The organism is Bacillus sp. ok061 (assembly GCF_900108285.1).
Classification (GTDB): Bacteria; Bacillota; Bacilli; order Bacillales; family Bacillaceae_G; genus Bacillus_A; species Bacillus_A thuringiensis_S.
In genome coordinates this window covers 1-16,610 of sequence record NZ_FNUW01000043.1, presented here as the reverse complement: position 1 = coordinate 16,610, position 16,610 = coordinate 1, and the positions used below count along the sequence as shown (strand labels likewise).

Here is a 16,610-nt window from a genome sequence, read left to right as displayed (position 1 = left end):
TATAACAATCTAATTTGTTAAGTTGTCATACCACTACAATAATGTGCATTCGACAATTTTTGATATGAAATAATGCATAATATATATAAAATTCGGCAAATTTTTCATACAATTCATCTCACATACAATAATAGATTAGGAGTGTTATAGATGAATTATAGAAAACTTGCCAGTGCTTTCGTTACATTCGGTCTTCTTTACCCTTTATCAACAGAAGCTATTCATGCTCAAGAATTAGACAAAAGTGCAGTCAAAGTTGAAATTGCTCAGCCTGGTTTAACAATCGGGAAATTAACACAACCTCAAAATGATACGAAAGAAAATATTGCTAAAAAGTATTTAAAAGGTGAGGTAGATGGGGCTAAAGCTCAACAAGAACAAGTCACTACTGAAAAAAATGTAGATTTCCAACCTACAAATAAAGAAACCAAAGAAAATCAAACCGAAGTTCGCCTTGCACAAACATATAAAAACTATAAAGTATATGGCCAAGATCTCATTGTAAAAGTAGATAAAAATGGAGTGATCACAACTGTTAGTGGTAAAGTTGTTCAAAATTTAAATCAACAACCTAATCTTACTATAACAAATTTTTTGTCGAAAAATGAAGTAAAATCTAAATTACGCGATATAGTTCAAATTTCAAGTGATGCAGTTGAGACAGAATTCTCTAGCGAAACCGTTGTTTATAAGAAAAAAGATGGCTATTATACATTCGCAACTGTTATTACATTTACTTATGAAAACAATGAACAAATTATAAACGGCAATGCTATCGTTGATTTAAAAACTGGCGAAGTACTTTTCCAAGAAAAATTCATTAAAAACAAAGAGAATAAGACTATAAATCAAGTAACATCACCTAGATTATCCCCTGCAAGTGAGCAAGGAACTGGGAAAAATGCACTTCAAGAAAACATCTCTTTCAATATTGCCAAAGGAACTGATGGGAAATTTTATTTAGCGGATTTATCACGCGGAAATGGTATTTATATTTATAATGCAAACTACGCCGATTCCCTCGGAGGATATAGTCAAGCTGGTTATCCAGGGACACTAATTTCAAGTAGCACTCCTAATTTTGCAGATAAAGAAGCCGCGGGCGCTATGAAGAACATGAGTGATATTTATGATTACTTTAAGAAAGAACATAATCTAAAAAGTTACGATAATAAAGATTCAAAAGTTGTTGCTAGTGTACACGGTTTTGATTCTACTGAAGTTAGTGATGGTATAAAAGAGGACTATGTAAATGCGTTTTGGCATCCCGCTTGGAACCAAATGGTATTTGGTGATGGTTTAAACGGAAAACTAACATCAGCTCTTGATGTAACCGCTCATGAATTTGGGCATGCTGTATTCAGTGGCACGACGAAAAATAAAGTCGTGAGATATCCAAGCGCTGAAACATCTGCACTAAACGAGGGATTAGCGGATTTCTGGGGTACACAAATCGAATATTACGTAAAGAAAGATAAAGGAAACTGGATTATGGGCGATACATTAGGTGGCCTAACAATTCGTGATATCCCAAGGGAAATTGGTGACGGCGGTCATAAATTATATACAAATTTACAAGATTTCTATAACGATGGTAATAATCAAGAATCACACGTGAATTCCGGTATTATCAGTCACGTATTATATCAATTAGCTGAAGGTAAAACATATAACGGTGTTGCTGTTCAAAAACAAGGCAATGAAAAAGTAAGCAAAGTTGTTATGCGTGCATTGCAAAATTATGCAACTTCCGCTGAAGACTTTGAATCACTTCAATCTCACATCGTACAAGCTGCAAAAGATTTATATGGCACTGCCGTATCAAATGAATTTGCAAAGGCATTTGAAGCACATGGTTACAAGTCGTTACAAAGAGTAAATAAGCTAATAGAAGTACAATAACAAAGAAGAAGTTTACTCCTCTTAGGTAAACTTCTTCTTATATCCAACCCTTTTCTTCCGCAATTGTAATTGCCTCAATTCTATTTTTCGCGTCGAGCTTCGTTAATACTTCAGAAATATAATTACGTACTGTACCCGGTGAAAGATAAAGTGCCTTCGCAATTTCGTTTGCCGTCTTTCCTTCTTTCGCAAGCAACAATACTTCCTTTTCGCGATCTGACAACGGATTTTGCTCCTGCCATAGACCGAACATTAACTCTTGGGAGACCTCTCGTTTCCCCTTCATTACATTACGAATTGCTGCCGCTAAATCTTCACTTGGACTATCCTTTAACAAATAGCCGTGCACACCAGCTTTCATTGCTCTTTCAAAATATCCCGGCCGTGCAAATGTTGTTAAAATCATTACTTTACATGGTGATTTTTCTTTCTTTAACGCTTCAGCAACATCTAATCCACTTTGAATTGGCATTTCAATATCCATAATACTGATATCCGGTTTTAACGATTCAATTAATTTTAGCGCCTCTTCCCCGTTTGCCGCTTGCCCAATTACTTCGATATCATCTTCTAGATCAAGTAAGGCCCCTAATGCACCACGAAGCATTCGTTGATCTTCTGCAATAATAATTCGAATCATGCCCTCACCTCATCCTTTCCTGTTCTAATAACAACTGGAACCTTTACTGTTAACAACGTCCCTGGATTGATTGTACCTAGTTCAACAAATCCATCAATAAGAGCAATTCGTTCTTTCATGCCGCGGATACCATTTCCATCATGATTTTGATCTGTTAAACCGATTCCGTTATCTTCTACTTTCAAAATTAGCTCACCTTGCAATTCTAATACAGAAACTGCACACCGCGTTGCCTTGCTATGTTTTACAACATTTGTAACGGCCTCGCGTAAACACATCCCGACAATATTTTGTTCAATTGGTGATAACGAGCTCGAGCTTGCTTCTTGTCTCACTTCTAATTCAATATTAGCTGCTTGTAAGATTACCTTTATTTGCTCTAGCTCTTCTTCTACCGTAATCATACGCATATCAGAAATTAATTCTCTCAGCTGCTTTAAGGCTGTACGAGACGTTTGTGTAATTTCCTTCGCTTCCACACTTGCACGCTCTGGATTTTTCACAATTAACTTCTCTACAAGCTGGCTTTTCAAAGTAATAAGAGATAACGTATGCCCTAATGTGTCATGAAGATCTCTCGCAATCCGCTGCCGTTCTTCACGTTTTACTAAGTCTTTAATTTGCTCGTTTGCTTCGTTTAATTGATTTCTTAATATCTTTTTTTGATTAAAATTGCGCATCCCAAAAGGCGCAACAAGCATTAAAATAAGCATCGGTACAGTATTTATAAAGCTTGTAAATGAAAAACCCGCACCATATACAAATGTTATAAGTGTTACAACTAATAATCCCAATAATATTCGAAACATTTTTTTCGTAGGTGCGAATGCTATGGCATTTGATGTGAAAAAACATAAAAAAATAAGATACGGACTATAAAAAAAACTAAATAACAAGGCTATAACCATTTGCATACAAGCCCACATTGCGAACATTTTTGTAACAAAATACAGCTGCCGGTATGCTAATAAAAAAAGAATTAGCATACCAGCCCCAAACATTAACCTTGAGCCCTCCTCTTGTACAAGTGCATAAATCGGAAACGCTAAATACACAAGCCACATATACGGAAAGAACCCCATATGTTTCGGAAAAACCTCAATCCTCTTCTTCTCTATCATTTATACCGCTTCCTGTCTTTTTCTTATATATATTGATACTACAACAAATATAAGGAAATAACCTCCTAGTACCGCAATATTTTCCCATCCAATAGATTTTCCAGCTACAATATCCCATGCACCGCTTCCAAAATGATATGTCGGTGTCCACTCACCAATCGTTCTTAATATTTTTGGGAATACTTCAATCGGCATCCATAACCCGCCAATTACAGCTAAACTCATATTTAAAATATTTGCTAAGCCAGCAGCTGCATCTGCCTTCTTAATAGAACCTATTACTGTTCCTAACGCTAAAAATGGTGTCACCCCTAACAATAACCATAATCCCGCACCAATCCATTGCCCTACCGTTAACTCAACATGATTAATTAGTATCCCTGCAATAAAGATAACTAATATTGAAAAAGCATTTACTACTGTTTGAGCGATAATTTTTGCTGTTAAATATGCTCCCTCTGGAAGCGGTGTAATTTTTAGAAGATGTGTCCATCCTTGCCCTCTTTCCTGAGAAAGTCTCACACCGAAACTAAAGAGTGCAGTCCCTACAATGCTGAAAGTTGCCATCGAAATTAAATAGTGTGCTTTCCACGCATCTCCGTTTTGTGGTACTTGAACAACATTTGTGAAAATGTAGTAAAACATAACAGGCATTAATAATGAGAAAAAGATAAATAATTTATTGCGGAATGTACGTAAAATTTCTATTTTGCACTGCATCCATAACGCTCTCATGCGATTTCCCCCTTTTGATTTGCTACAAACTGTTCAAATGCTTCATCAAGACTTCCACGTTCAACTGAAACATCTGTTACAGGTAGATTCCTCTCATAAATTGCTTGTAAAGTGGCATCTGTATCTTCCGTCGTCAAAGTGAAGCGCCCTTCATTTGACTGTACTTCTGTTACATGCGGTAATTCCTTTAGTAAACTCTTAGGAATTTTCTCTTTCGAATAAAACGAGATCGTTTTTCGAGAAATCGTCGCTTTCATCTCATCCGGTGTGCCATCTGCGATAATCTTCCCGTTCGCAAACAATAAAATACGATTCGCCAATGCATCTGCTTCCTCTAAATAATGCGTAGTTAAAATAATCGTTTTACCATCACTTGCTAACTTTCGAATCGTTTCCCAAAACGTTCTTCGAGACGTAATATCCATGCCGACTGTCGGCTCATCTAAAAATAACAAATCAGGATTTCCCGCAAGTGCAAGCGCAAAGTTTAACCTTCTTTTTTGCCCACCTGATAATTTCTCACATCTTTGCTTTCGCTCTGATTCTAAATTTGATAACTGCAGTAACGTTTCTTTCGCTACCGGATTCGTATAATAACTGCGGAATAGCTCAATTGCCTCTTCCACTGTAATGCTATCAATCACACTTACTTCTTGTAACATTGCCCCAAGATTATTACGAACGCCTCTATGCTTTGGACTCTTTCCAAATATAGAAACCGTACCTTCTGTAGGATCTTTTAATCCAAGCATCATCGAAATTATCGTCGTCTTCCCTGCACCATTTGGTCCAAGTAATGCTACTATTTCTCCTTTATCCACGTGAAATGAAACGTTATTTACTGCGTTTTTATGTTTAAATGTTTTAGAAACACCATTTACTTCAATAATCTTTTCCATCTCTCCACCCCCGCCGTTTCTTATATTTACATTGTATTATCTGGAAAACTTAGGAAACAGTATGATACGTCATGACATCGATATGACAATTGTCATATATTCCTTGTGATAGGAATCAGCTCGCATACCGCAAGCAAGTAGCAGGACGAAAATAAACATGATACAATCGGATAAGATATATATTCGAGGAAGGACAGTGGTTTTCATGATTATTCGTAATGAACAAGATTTAGAAGGCTTACGAAAAATCGGCCGCATCGTTGCGCTTGCACGTGAAGAAATGAAAAAACAAGCGAAGCCAGGTATGACAACGAAAGAGCTTGATTTGATCGGTAAAAAAGTATTAGATGAGCATGGTGCTATTTCTGCACCTGAAAAAGAATATGATTTTCCAGGTGTAACTTGCATTAGTGTAAATGAAGAAGTTGCTCATGGTATTCCAGGAGATCGTGTATTAAAAGAAGGCGATTTAGTAAACGTCGATGTATCTGCTGCACTTGATGGCTATTATGCTGATACAGGTATTTCATTTGTACTTGGAGAAGACGAGGCAAAAGAAAAGCTTTGCCAAGCAGCAGTTGATGCATTTTGGGCAGCAATGAAAAAGGTTAAAGCTGGCTCAAAACAAAATCAAATTGGTCGTGCTGTTTCAAACTTCGCACATAAAAGTGGATACAATGTTATTCAAAACTTAACTGGTCACGGCATTGGTCTTAGCTTACATGAAGCACCAAATCACATTTTAAGCTACTATGATCCAATGGATAATGCGCTTCTAAAAGACGGTCTTGTTATCGCTGTAGAACCGTTCATCTCTATGAAAGCTGATCATATTATTGAGCGTGGTGACGACGGTTGGACATTCGTTACACCTGATAAAAGTCTTGTTGCACAATGTGAACATACCGTTGTCGTAACACGCGGTGAACCAATAATCTTAACAGAAATCTAATATAAAAAAACGGCTGTTTTGTAGATTTATTCCACATAAAACAGCCGTTTTTTAATTTTGGGAAAATATGTGAACTATTGTTGAACTCTTTATCATTTAAGTATATAATCTTTAGCGGAGGTTACTTCAGCTTATCTTTACTAAAAAGATATTGTAGCTAAGGAGGAAAACACCTTCTTTTTTATTGTTTAAACAGTCTCAAAATGACCGTAGTAACGGATTAGTCGAATATTCTGTAATTCTTATATTCCTCTAACAATGTAAGAAACTATCGTCTTTCAACTTCGGTCCACTAATCGTACAACTCTCTTTAGACAAAATAGATGACTGTTTTCAAAGTACATATTGTCTTCATTCTGACCAAAAACAACCCTATCTAGATTTTTATTTCCACATAACTTTAAGGCAAAAATAAGCCTTCACAAGGGGATACACTACCTTGGTTAGTATGTATCGTAAAACTTATCTTTATAACCATTCTTTTTTACTAGATATACATGAAAACTATCTCACATATAAAGGTCTGATATCATTCTTTATATCAGTGTTTTTTTTCGACATTTTTTGTCGAATTGTGTATATTTCCAAATCACTGTGTAAATATACATTTTGTTTTACGTTAAATAATATTACTTTGAACATAATCCAGTTTGTCTGAGAACGCGTATAGAAACGGAGGGATAGCAAAAACAAATAGCTTATAACAAATACTTTTAATATTCCATTTGTTCATGTGGAATAAGTCCCCAATGGACAAATGAATGTTCAGAGGAGGAAAAATGAAAAAACTTTTCAATGTATGTTTAATTGTATTCGTACTATTTTCGCAACTTGCTAGTTTTCCATACAATCAAGTAAAAGCGGAAACCTTAACAGGAGATTCCTTATTTGACACTGTTGAAATGAAAGATGCAACGAATCATATTATTGACGAAGCAAAAAATCCTACCAACTTAATAAAGATAGGATCAACCATTCAATTAGAATACGCTTGGTCAATAAAGGATCAACAAGTTGCACATGCAAATGATACAGCAGTAGTTCAAATACCACTTGCATTAAAAGTATCTAAAGATTTGCAAGGGGATTTAGTAACAGATCAAAAAAATATTGGTCAATATTTTATAACAGCTAAAGATAATAAATTAAAATTAATATTTAATGATCAAGTAGAAAATTTGAAAGACGCTAAAGGAAAAATTAAAGTTGATACCGTGTTTAACTCAACTTTAAAAACTGGAGAAAAATCAGTTCAAATCGCTTTTCCTTTAGGAACAATGGTTCAGCCTATATCAGTTCCTGTTCAGGTAGAAGACTCTAAAGAAGATGGCACCAAACAGGATACTAATAAACAAACGCAAGATCCAGTAGCTAAACCTGTTACTGACAATCCGGAGCAAGATCCAGCAACTAAACCTGTTACTGATAATCCGGAACAAAACCCAGCAATTAAACCTGTTACTGATAATCCGGAACAAAACCCAGCAACTAAACCTGTTACTGATAATCCGGAACAAAACCCAGCAACTAAACCTGTTACCGATAATCCGGAACAAAACCCAGCAGCTAAAATTGCTACTGACAATCCAGAACGAAAGCTAGCAAGCGACCCTGCTGAAAATACAAATTCAGGTCCAAAGCAAATAACAACAAACATTTTAACCGGTGTAAAGTTGACGGATAAAGACGGAAAACCATTTACAGAGGATAACCGTCCAAATACAGATTCCCCTGCCAATATTGAATTTACATGGGAGCTTTTAAAATCAATGAATGTGAAAAGCGGAGATTACTATATCTTTGATCTTCCTAAACATTTTAAGATTTACAATACAATTAACAGTCCTTTATATGATAGTGAAAACAATCAAATTGGTAATTTTACTGTTACAAAAGACGGAAAAGTCACGATGACATTCAACGATTATGTTGAAGAGCATCCAGATGTTGCTGGTAACCTACAATTAAAGACAGAATTTAATAAAGCTGAAATTAAAGGTACAACAACACAAGAAATTCCTTTCCCAATTAAAGATAAGGATGTTTCTATTACAGTTGACTTTAAGCCTAATGTACAAACAGCTACGAATAAAAAAGGGTTACCTGATAGACCAATTAATACAAATGAAATTAATTGGAAAGTAGAGATGAACAAAACGAAAGACACCCTTAAAAATGCTGTTTTTAAAGATAACATCCCACAAGGTACAAGCTTAAATAAAGATTCTATTAAAGTTTATTATTTAGAAGTTGATGTTAATGGGAATGTAACGCGTGGTACAGAAGCTGAGCCAACAGAGTACAATATTATTTCATCAGATGGATCAAAATTGGAGATTGCTTTTAAAGATTCTATCAATAGAGCATATCAAATCGAATATGCCACAAAAATTACTGATGAAAATATTAAAAGTTTCCGAAATAACGTTACGATAACGAGTGATAATCAAAAGCAACAAAACGCAAGCTCTACTGTAACGGTTTCTCGTGGTACACACTTAAATAAAACAAGTAAATATGATCCAAAAACGCAAACAATTGAGTGGACAATTACTTACAATGGTGATCAAAGAGAAATCAAAAAAGCAGATGCGATTTTAAAAGATATTTTTGACGATACACACGAACTAGATGCAAATTCTATTGTTGTGAAAAACGCTTCATATAATGAAAAGGGAACGCTTGTAACAGGAGACGCTGTTAATAATTACACTGTAAGTAACAAGAAGAATGGATTCGATTTACAGTTTAATGATGATATTAATAGTGCTTATGTGATTACCTATAAAACCAAGCCAACTAATAAAGTTATAGAAGATGGAAAAGTAAAAAATAAAGTTACAGCTGATAATGATTCAAGTAAAGAAAATGAAGCTAGCTTCAAGCAGCAAAATATTATTAAATCTAATAATAAAGCTGAAACAAATTATAAAGACAAAACAACAACTTGGACAATTATAGTAAATAATAACAACTATCCATTAAACAACGCGATCATTACGGACACCTTTGATCATGGTGGATTACAATTAAAAGATAAAAAACTAGAAATTAAAGACGGAAATTATACCCTTCAAGCTGGGACTGACTATGTTTTAGATGCAACAGATAAAGGCTTCAAAATTACTCTTATAGGTACATATCAGTCTAATATGACAAAGACATTAGTCGTAAAATATACGACAGACTTTGATTATACAAAGCTAGAAAGTGGTAAAACTTCATTTAAAAATACAGGTAACCTATCTTGGATAGATACGGATTCTAAGCCACAATCAAATAAAGTTGAAGCTAGTTTCGATCCTGATACTTTCACAAAGGCAAATGGTTATAAATACGGTTCTTATAACGCCCAAACGAAGGAAATTACTTGGATAATAGGCTTTAACTATAATAATGTTGAGATTAAAGATCCTTATGTTATAGACGTAATACAAGATAAACAAAAGTTAGTTCCTGGATCCATTGAAGTGCGCGATATGATTTTAAATGGAAATCCTGATAATGCACAACCTGGTAATGCTGTACCAACTGAGAAATATGAACTTGAAGAACCTACAGAGAAAAATAAAAACACCCTAAAGGTTCATTTCAAACAATCAATTAATTCACCTTACTATATTATCTTTAAAACAAGCCTTGATGGTGAACTTATCCAAGGCACCTACAAAAACGAGGCAGATTTAAAAGATGGCTCTAAAATTGTTAACACCCTTACAGGTGACACTCAAGTAAATAAAGGTGGCAGCTTCGTTACTAAAAAAGCTGTGCAAGACGACAACTATATTAATTGGAGTATCGCAATTAACGAAAGCCAATCAACCATTGCAGATGCGGTTGTAACAGATGACCCAACCGAAAATCAGGTAATTGTAGAAGATTCATTCCACTTATATCCTACAACTGTTGATCCATATGGAAATTTAACAAAAGATACAGTAAACGAATTAAAAGAAGGAACAGACTATAAACTCAAAATAACAACAGACAATAATACTGGAAAGCAACATTTCGAAATTGCCTTCTTGAAAAAAATTGATCGAGCTTATATTTTAGAATATCGCTCACTTATTAATGCAGACGATAAAGAAAAAGTAAGTAATAAAGCGAAAATCACAGGCAATAAGTTGACAGTTAAAAACACAGAAACTACTGAAACGATTGAAGTGAGAATGTCTTCTGGTTCAGGCGGAGGATCTGCTACCAAAGGTCGTGGAAACCTTGAAATTATAAAGGTAGATAACGACAATAAGAACGTACTATTAGCTGGGACAGAATTTACTTTATACGATCGTACAGGTAAAACTGTTATCCGTAAAATTACAACAGACAAAGACGGTATCGCTAAATTTAATAATTTAAAACGCGATAAATATTTATTAAAAGAAACAAAGGCTCCTGAAGGCTATGTAATTAGCTGGGATTTAAAACAAGGGAAAATTGTTGAACTTGGTACACAAGAGACTACAACATATAAACTTGCAAATAAGAAGTTTGTCGGGAAAGTAGTTTTAACAAAATCTGATGACCTGAACAAAAACGCAACACTACAAGGCGCCGTTTTCACACTACTAGATAAAGACAAAAAAGTAATTCCAGAACATGAAGAATTAACAACAAATAATAACGGACAAATTATTATAGATAAACTAAAACCAGGAACTTACTACTTACAAGAAACGAAGGCTCCTGAGCATTATCAATTAGATAGCAAACTTATTCCGTTTACTATCTCTGAAGATCAAACAACAGTAGTAAACCGGACTGCGACAAATATTTTAACTAAAGGATCTGCTCTTTTAACAAAAGTGGATAATTATAATAAAACTTTAGCAGGGGCAGAGTTTACTGTTCAGGATCGCAACGGAAAAAATATTCCTGGATATGAGAAATTAACAACAAATGAACATGGACAAATAGAAGCAAAAGATTTACGTCCGGGTAAATACCAGTTTGTCGAAACAAAAGCTCCTGAGCATTATGAATTAGACAAAACGCCTATTCTATTTGAAATAGAAAAAAGCCAAACTACAGCCGCTTCTATTACAGCAAAAAACGCTTTAATTAAAGGTGGCGTTACGTTAACAAAAGTGGATGATATTGATGGCACTACCCTTGAAGGTGCGGTATTCAAAATTGTTAACGAAAAAAATGAAGATGTCCGTACAAACTTAAAAACAGAAAAAGATGGAACTTTGACCGTTAAAGATTTAGATCCTGGTGATTATCAATTTATTGAAACAACACCACCTAAATACTATGACTTAAATAAAGAACCAATTCCGTTTACAATTGAGAAAAGTCAAACAAGCATTATCTCAATTACTGCAAAAAACAGTTTAACAACAGGTGCTGTTGAGCTATTAAAAGTCGACGAATTTGATAAAAAGACTCTTCTTGCTGGAGCTATGTTCAAAATCGTGAATGATAAGAACGAAGACGTTCGTACAGAATTAACTACCGATACAAACGGAACTGTTAAAGCTTCTGACTTACGTCCAGGCAAATACAAATTTATTGAAACGAAAGCTCCTGAACATTATGAACTGCGATCAACACCAATTGAATTTACAATTGAGAAAGGTCAAAAAACACCGATTGTTATTACAGCTGAAAATGGTCTATTACCAGGCGATGTTGAACTAACAAAACTCGATGATACTGATGGCACTGCACTTATAGGTGCCGTATTCAAAATTGTTAATAACAAAAATGAAGATGTCCGTACAGAATTAGTTACGAATCAGGAAGGTAAAATTATTGCTACTGGTTTACGTCCAGGTAACTATAAATTTATCGAAATGAAAGCTCCTGAGCATTATACCTTAAATAAAACACCGATTGAATTTACAATTAAGGAGAGCCAATCGACTGCTATTAACGTTACAGCTACTAATAGCTTAATAAAAGGCGGTATTGAATTAACAAAAGTTGATTCTGTAAATGCTAAGGAAACCCTAGAAGGTGCAGTATTTAAAATTGTTAATGACAAAGGTGAGGATGTTCGTACGGAACTTACTACTGATAAAGACGGTAAATTAGTAGTACAAGACTTACGTCCGGGTAATTATAAGCTAATCGAGACGAAGGCTCCTACTTATTACGATGTAAATGAAGAGCCAATCGAATTTACGATTGAAAAGAGTCAACAAAAGCTCATCCCTATTACTTTCAAAAATAGTTTGACGAAAGGAAAGGTCAAATTAATTAAAGAAGATGACGTGGAGAGCGCGAAAGCTCTTGCCGGCGCTGTATTCACATTACAAGACGCAACTGGCAAAGAAATTATGAAAGATTTAACAACAGATGCACACGGAGTATTAGTTATCCCTGATTTAGCACCAGGCGATTATCAATTTATTGAAGTGAAAGCTCCTGAACACTATAAATTAGATCCAACACCTATTAAGTTCACAATTAAAAAAGGTAGTAAGGAAGATCTTCCTATCCCTGTTACTGTAAAAAACAGTTTACTTACAGGTGGCGTCACTTTAACAAAAGTTGATGATGTTGATGGCACTCCTCTTGAAGGTGCAGAATTTATAATCGTTGACGCTCATGATACTAAAAAGGTAATTCGCAAAGGTTTAACGACTGATAAAAACGGTAAAATTACTGCTTCTGATTTACGTCCTGGAGACTATCAATTTGTTGAAGTAAAAGCTCCAAAAGACTATACCTTAAGCAAAGAGCCTATTCCGTTCACTATCGAAAAAAGTCAAAAAGAGAATATTACTGTTACTGCTACTAACAGTTTAAAGAAAGGTGCAGTAACATTAACAAAAATCGATGACATCGATCGTACGATACTCGAAGGTGCAATCTTTAAGATTGTTGATATGAACGGTAAGGAAGTTCATACGAATCTTGTTACAGATAAAAACGGAAAAATTTCTGTTTCTGATTTACGCCCTGGAGACTATCAGTTCATTGAAACAAAAGCTCCTGAGCACTATGTATTAGAAGAAACACAAATTCCATTTACAATTGAAAGAAGTCAAACGAAAGAGATCAATGTTACAGGTAAAAATGCTTTGAAAAAAGGTAGCGTTGAACTAACAAAGATTGACGATATTGATATAAATACAAAACTTGCTAACGCCGTATTTAATTTATTAGATGCAGACGGAGAGCTAGTTGAAGAAGGCTTAAAAACAAATGATGAAGGTAAAATTGTTGTTGAAAATCTACGTCCTGGTACGTATCAATTCGTTGAAACAATTGCTCCTGAACATTACGATTTAGATAAAAAACCTATCGTATTTACAATTAAAAAGAGCCAAACTGAAGTTCTTCATGTCACTGCTACAAATGCTTTAACAAAGGGTGCAGTTAAACTTTCTAAAGTTGATGATGTTGATGGCACTGTTCTTAAAGATGCAGTATTTAAAATTGTTAATATGAACGGTGATGTAGTTCATAAAGACCTTGTTACAAATGATCAAGGACTAATCGAAATTAACGACCTACGTCCTGGTGATTACCAATTCATCGAAACGAAAGCTCCTAAGGATTACGTTTTAGATGAAACACCAATCAAATTCACTATTGAAAAAGGACAGAAGAAATCTATTTCTTTAACTGCTACAAATAGCTTAAAACAAGGTAGTATCGAATTACTTAAAGTTGATGATTTAAACGATCAAACAAAACTTGCCGATGCGATATTTAATTTACTAGATCAAAATGGCAAAGTACTTAAAACAGATTTAAAAACAAACAGTGAAGGTAAAATCGTTGTCGAAAACTTACGTCCTGGTACGTATCAATTCGTTGAAACAACGGCTCCTGAACACTATGATTTAGACGAAAAGCCAATTATATTTACAATTAAAAAAAGCCAAAAGGATATTGCTACCGTTACTATGAAAAATAGTTTAACAAAAGGCAGCGTGGAACTTTCTAAAGTGGATAACGTCGATGGCACTACTCTTGAAGGCGCAGTATTTAAAATTGTGGATATGAATGGTACTGTAATTCGCAAAGATCTTGTTACGAATCAACACGGGAAAATTAGCATTTCTGACCTACGTCCTGGTGATTATCAATTCATCGAGACAACGGCTCCGAAACACTACGATTTAAACAAAGAGCCAATTCCATTCACAATCACAAAGAGCCAAACTGAGCCTATCTCTGTTACAGCTACAAATAGCTTAACGAAAGGCACTGTGGAGCTTTCTAAAGTGGATGATGTTGATGGTACCGCTCTTAAAGATGCGATATTTAAAATTACTGATATGAATGGTAATGACATTCGCACTGAGCTTACAACAGATGTACATGGAAAAATTTCTGTTTCTGATTTACGTCCTGGGGACTATCAGTTTATTGAAACGAAAGCTCCTGAACACTATAAATTAGATAGTACACCTATTAAGTTTACAATTAAGAAAAGCCAAAAAGAAAAGCTCCAAGTTACTGCTACAAATAGCTTAACTGAGGGTGCTGTAGAATTAATAAAAGTGGATGATATAAATCCAGATACAAAACTTTCTGATGCAGTGTTTAACATCATCGATGCGAAAGGTAAAATTGTTCGCACTGATTTAACTACTGATAAAGATGGTAAGATTACTGCTACGAACTTACGCCCAGGAGACTATCAATTTATTGAAACGAAAGCTCCGAAGCATTACGATTTAAATAAAACACCTATCGATTTCACTATCGAGAAAAGTCAACTAACTCACGTTTCTGTTACTGCCAAGAATGGCCTAACAAAAGGTGGCGTGGAATTAACAAAAGTTGACTCTATAGATAAGAAAGAAATGCTAGAAGGTGCGGTATTTAAAATTACTGATATGAGTGGTAACGACATTCGCACGAATTTAGTTACGAATAAAGATGGTAAAATTATCGCTAAAAACTTACAACCAGGAGACTATCAATTTATTGAAACGAAAGCTCCTAAACATTACGACCTAAATGAAGAACCAATTAAGTTCACAATCGAAAGAAGTCAAACAAAGCATGTCTTCGTTACAGCTATTAATAGCTTAACGAAAGGTAGTGTAGAGTTAATTAAAGTAGATGATGCCAAGAAAAACACAACACTTGAAGGGGCAGTATTTAAAATTGTTAACAAGGATGGACACGACGTCCGTACCGATTTAACTACTGATAAAAACGGCCGTTTAGTTGTGGATGAATTACCACCAGGAGACTATGAGTTTATCGAAACAAAAGCTCCTGAACACTATGACTTAAACGAAACACCTATTAAGTTCACAGTTAAAAAAGGCCAAGAAAAAATTGCCTCTGTTACTGCTACGAATAGCTTAACGAAAGGCGCTGTTGAATTAACTAAAGTTGATGACATCGACGGCACTACTCTTGAAGGGGCTATCTTTAAAATTGTGGATATGGACGGCAAGGATGTTCGTTCTGATTTAGCTACTGATAAAGATGGTAAGATTTCTGTTTCTGATTTACGTCCTGGTGACTATCAGTTCATTGAAATGAAAGCTCCAACTGGCTATGATTTAAACGTTAAACCAATTCCTTTCACAATTACGAAAGGACAAACTCAGGTTACCTCTGTTACAGCTTTAAATAGTTTAACAACAGGTTCAATTGAGTTAACTAAAGTTGATATTGATCACCATGGAACACTTGAAGGTGCCATTTTCAATATTTTAGACCAAGATGGAAACGTCATCCGAGAAGGTTTAAAAACAGATCAACAAGGAAAAGTAATCATAAATGATTTGAAACCTGGTAATTATCAATTAATAGAAACAAAGGCTCCTAAAGGCTATCAATTAGATGCATCACCAATAAACTTTACAATTGATAAAGCCCAAGCTACGCCACTACAAATTACAGTTTCAAATAAAAAGATTGAATCTTCTTCAGGTGGAGATGACAAGCCAGTTAATCCTCCAAATAAAGAAGAAAACAAAGGCACTGAAACATCTGAGAAACACGAAAACGGAACTTCCGAAGAAACATCGAATGAAACAGATAACAAACAGCAAGATGATCGAAATACGGATAAGCACCTTCCAAATACAGGTCATAAAGAAGATCCTATACAAACAGTAGGTATCGTTCTTCTACTAGCTGGATTATTAAGTATTTTAGCTACAAAACGTAAAAAACATTATTAATAATTTTTTCACACCCAATCAATCTCTCAATGGATTGGGTGTTTTTTTATACAAAAAGGACGATACATAAAGTATCGTCCTTTTACAGAGTGTTGGGAAACCCTTTAGGGTTCCCCACACTCTGGAATCATTTTGATTTTAGCGAATAAAAACAACATAAAATAATAGAGTTTCAAAAAAATAGCCCTCCACCAGACCTTTTTTGGTCAGATGGAGGGCTATTTTTTTCATGTTTTGACAAGTTGCGGT

7 protein-coding genes are annotated in these 16,610 nt (G+C 34.8%); 3 read left to right on the top strand and 4 right to left on the bottom strand.

The features are described 5' to 3' along the window. The first annotated feature begins 150 nt into the window (after positions 1 to 150). Positions 151 to 1,902, top strand: coding sequence for a M4 family metallopeptidase (locus C4S65_RS31160; RefSeq protein WP_001109526.1), 1,752 nt, complete (start codon positions 151 to 153; stop codon positions 1,900 to 1,902). 37 nt (positions 1,903 to 1,939) lie between these two features. Here the strand turns inward: C4S65_RS31160 and C4S65_RS31155 are convergent, their stop codons facing one another. From C4S65_RS31155 to C4S65_RS31140, 4 genes are read right to left on the bottom strand one after another with little or no spacing between them, the layout of a single operon-like run. Beyond that, entirely contained in the window at positions 1,940 to 2,542 is a 603-nt protein-coding gene (locus C4S65_RS31155) for a response regulator transcription factor (protein WP_000619243.1), read from the bottom strand. Beyond that, entirely contained in the window at positions 2,539 to 3,663 is a 1,125-nt protein-coding gene (locus C4S65_RS31150) for a sensor histidine kinase (protein ID WP_086407136.1), read from the bottom strand. Before C4S65_RS31150 ends, C4S65_RS31155 begins: the two co-directional genes overlap by 4 nt. After that, positions 3,664 to 4,398, bottom strand: coding sequence for an ABC transporter permease (locus C4S65_RS31145; RefSeq protein WP_001202432.1), 735 nt, complete (start codon positions 4,396 to 4,398; stop codon positions 3,664 to 3,666). Continuing rightward, positions 4,395 to 5,297 (bottom strand): ABC transporter ATP-binding protein, encoded by a 903-nt coding sequence (locus C4S65_RS31140; protein WP_061667908.1) that lies wholly within the window; start codon positions 5,295 to 5,297, stop codon positions 4,395 to 4,397. Before C4S65_RS31140 ends, C4S65_RS31145 begins: the two co-directional genes overlap by 4 nt. A gap of 157 nt (positions 5,298 to 5,454) precedes the next feature. Between C4S65_RS31140 and map the strand changes: the two genes are divergently transcribed. Both map and C4S65_RS31130 read left to right on the top strand, forming a co-directional pair. Further along, positions 5,455 to 6,249, top strand: coding sequence for a type I methionyl aminopeptidase (gene map / locus C4S65_RS31135; RefSeq protein WP_103945797.1), 795 nt, complete (start codon positions 5,455 to 5,457; stop codon positions 6,247 to 6,249). Positions 6,250 to 7,028: 779 nt separating this feature from the next. After that, the gene (locus C4S65_RS31130; RefSeq protein WP_103945796.1) at positions 7,029 to 16,361 is read left to right on the top strand and encodes a SpaA isopeptide-forming pilin-related protein; all 9,333 of its coding nucleotides are present in this window, start codon (positions 7,029 to 7,031) and stop codon (positions 16,359 to 16,361) included. Positions 16,362 to 16,610: the final 249 nt, after the last annotated feature.

Coding starts and splice junctions, on each gene's coding strand:
- C4S65_RS31150 (WP_086407136.1), bottom strand. CDS start 3,663: ATGATAGAGAAGAAGAGGATTGAGGTTTTTCCGAAACATATGGGGTTC.
- C4S65_RS31155 (WP_000619243.1), bottom strand. CDS start 2,542: ATGATTCGAATTATTATTGCAGAAGATCAACGAATGCTTCGTGGTGCA.
- C4S65_RS31130 (WP_103945796.1), top strand. CDS start 7,029: ATGAAAAAACTTTTCAATGTATGTTTAATTGTATTCGTACTATTTTCG.
- C4S65_RS31160 (WP_001109526.1), top strand. CDS start 151: ATGAATTATAGAAAACTTGCCAGTGCTTTCGTTACATTCGGTCTTCTT.
- C4S65_RS31140 (WP_061667908.1), bottom strand. CDS start 5,297: ATGGAAAAGATTATTGAAGTAAATGGTGTTTCTAAAACATTTAAACAT.
- C4S65_RS31145 (WP_001202432.1), bottom strand. CDS start 4,398: ATGAGAGCGTTATGGATGCAGTGCAAAATAGAAATTTTACGTACATTC.
- map (WP_103945797.1), top strand. CDS start 5,455: ATGATACAATCGGATAAGATATATATTCGAGGAAGGACAGTGGTTTTC.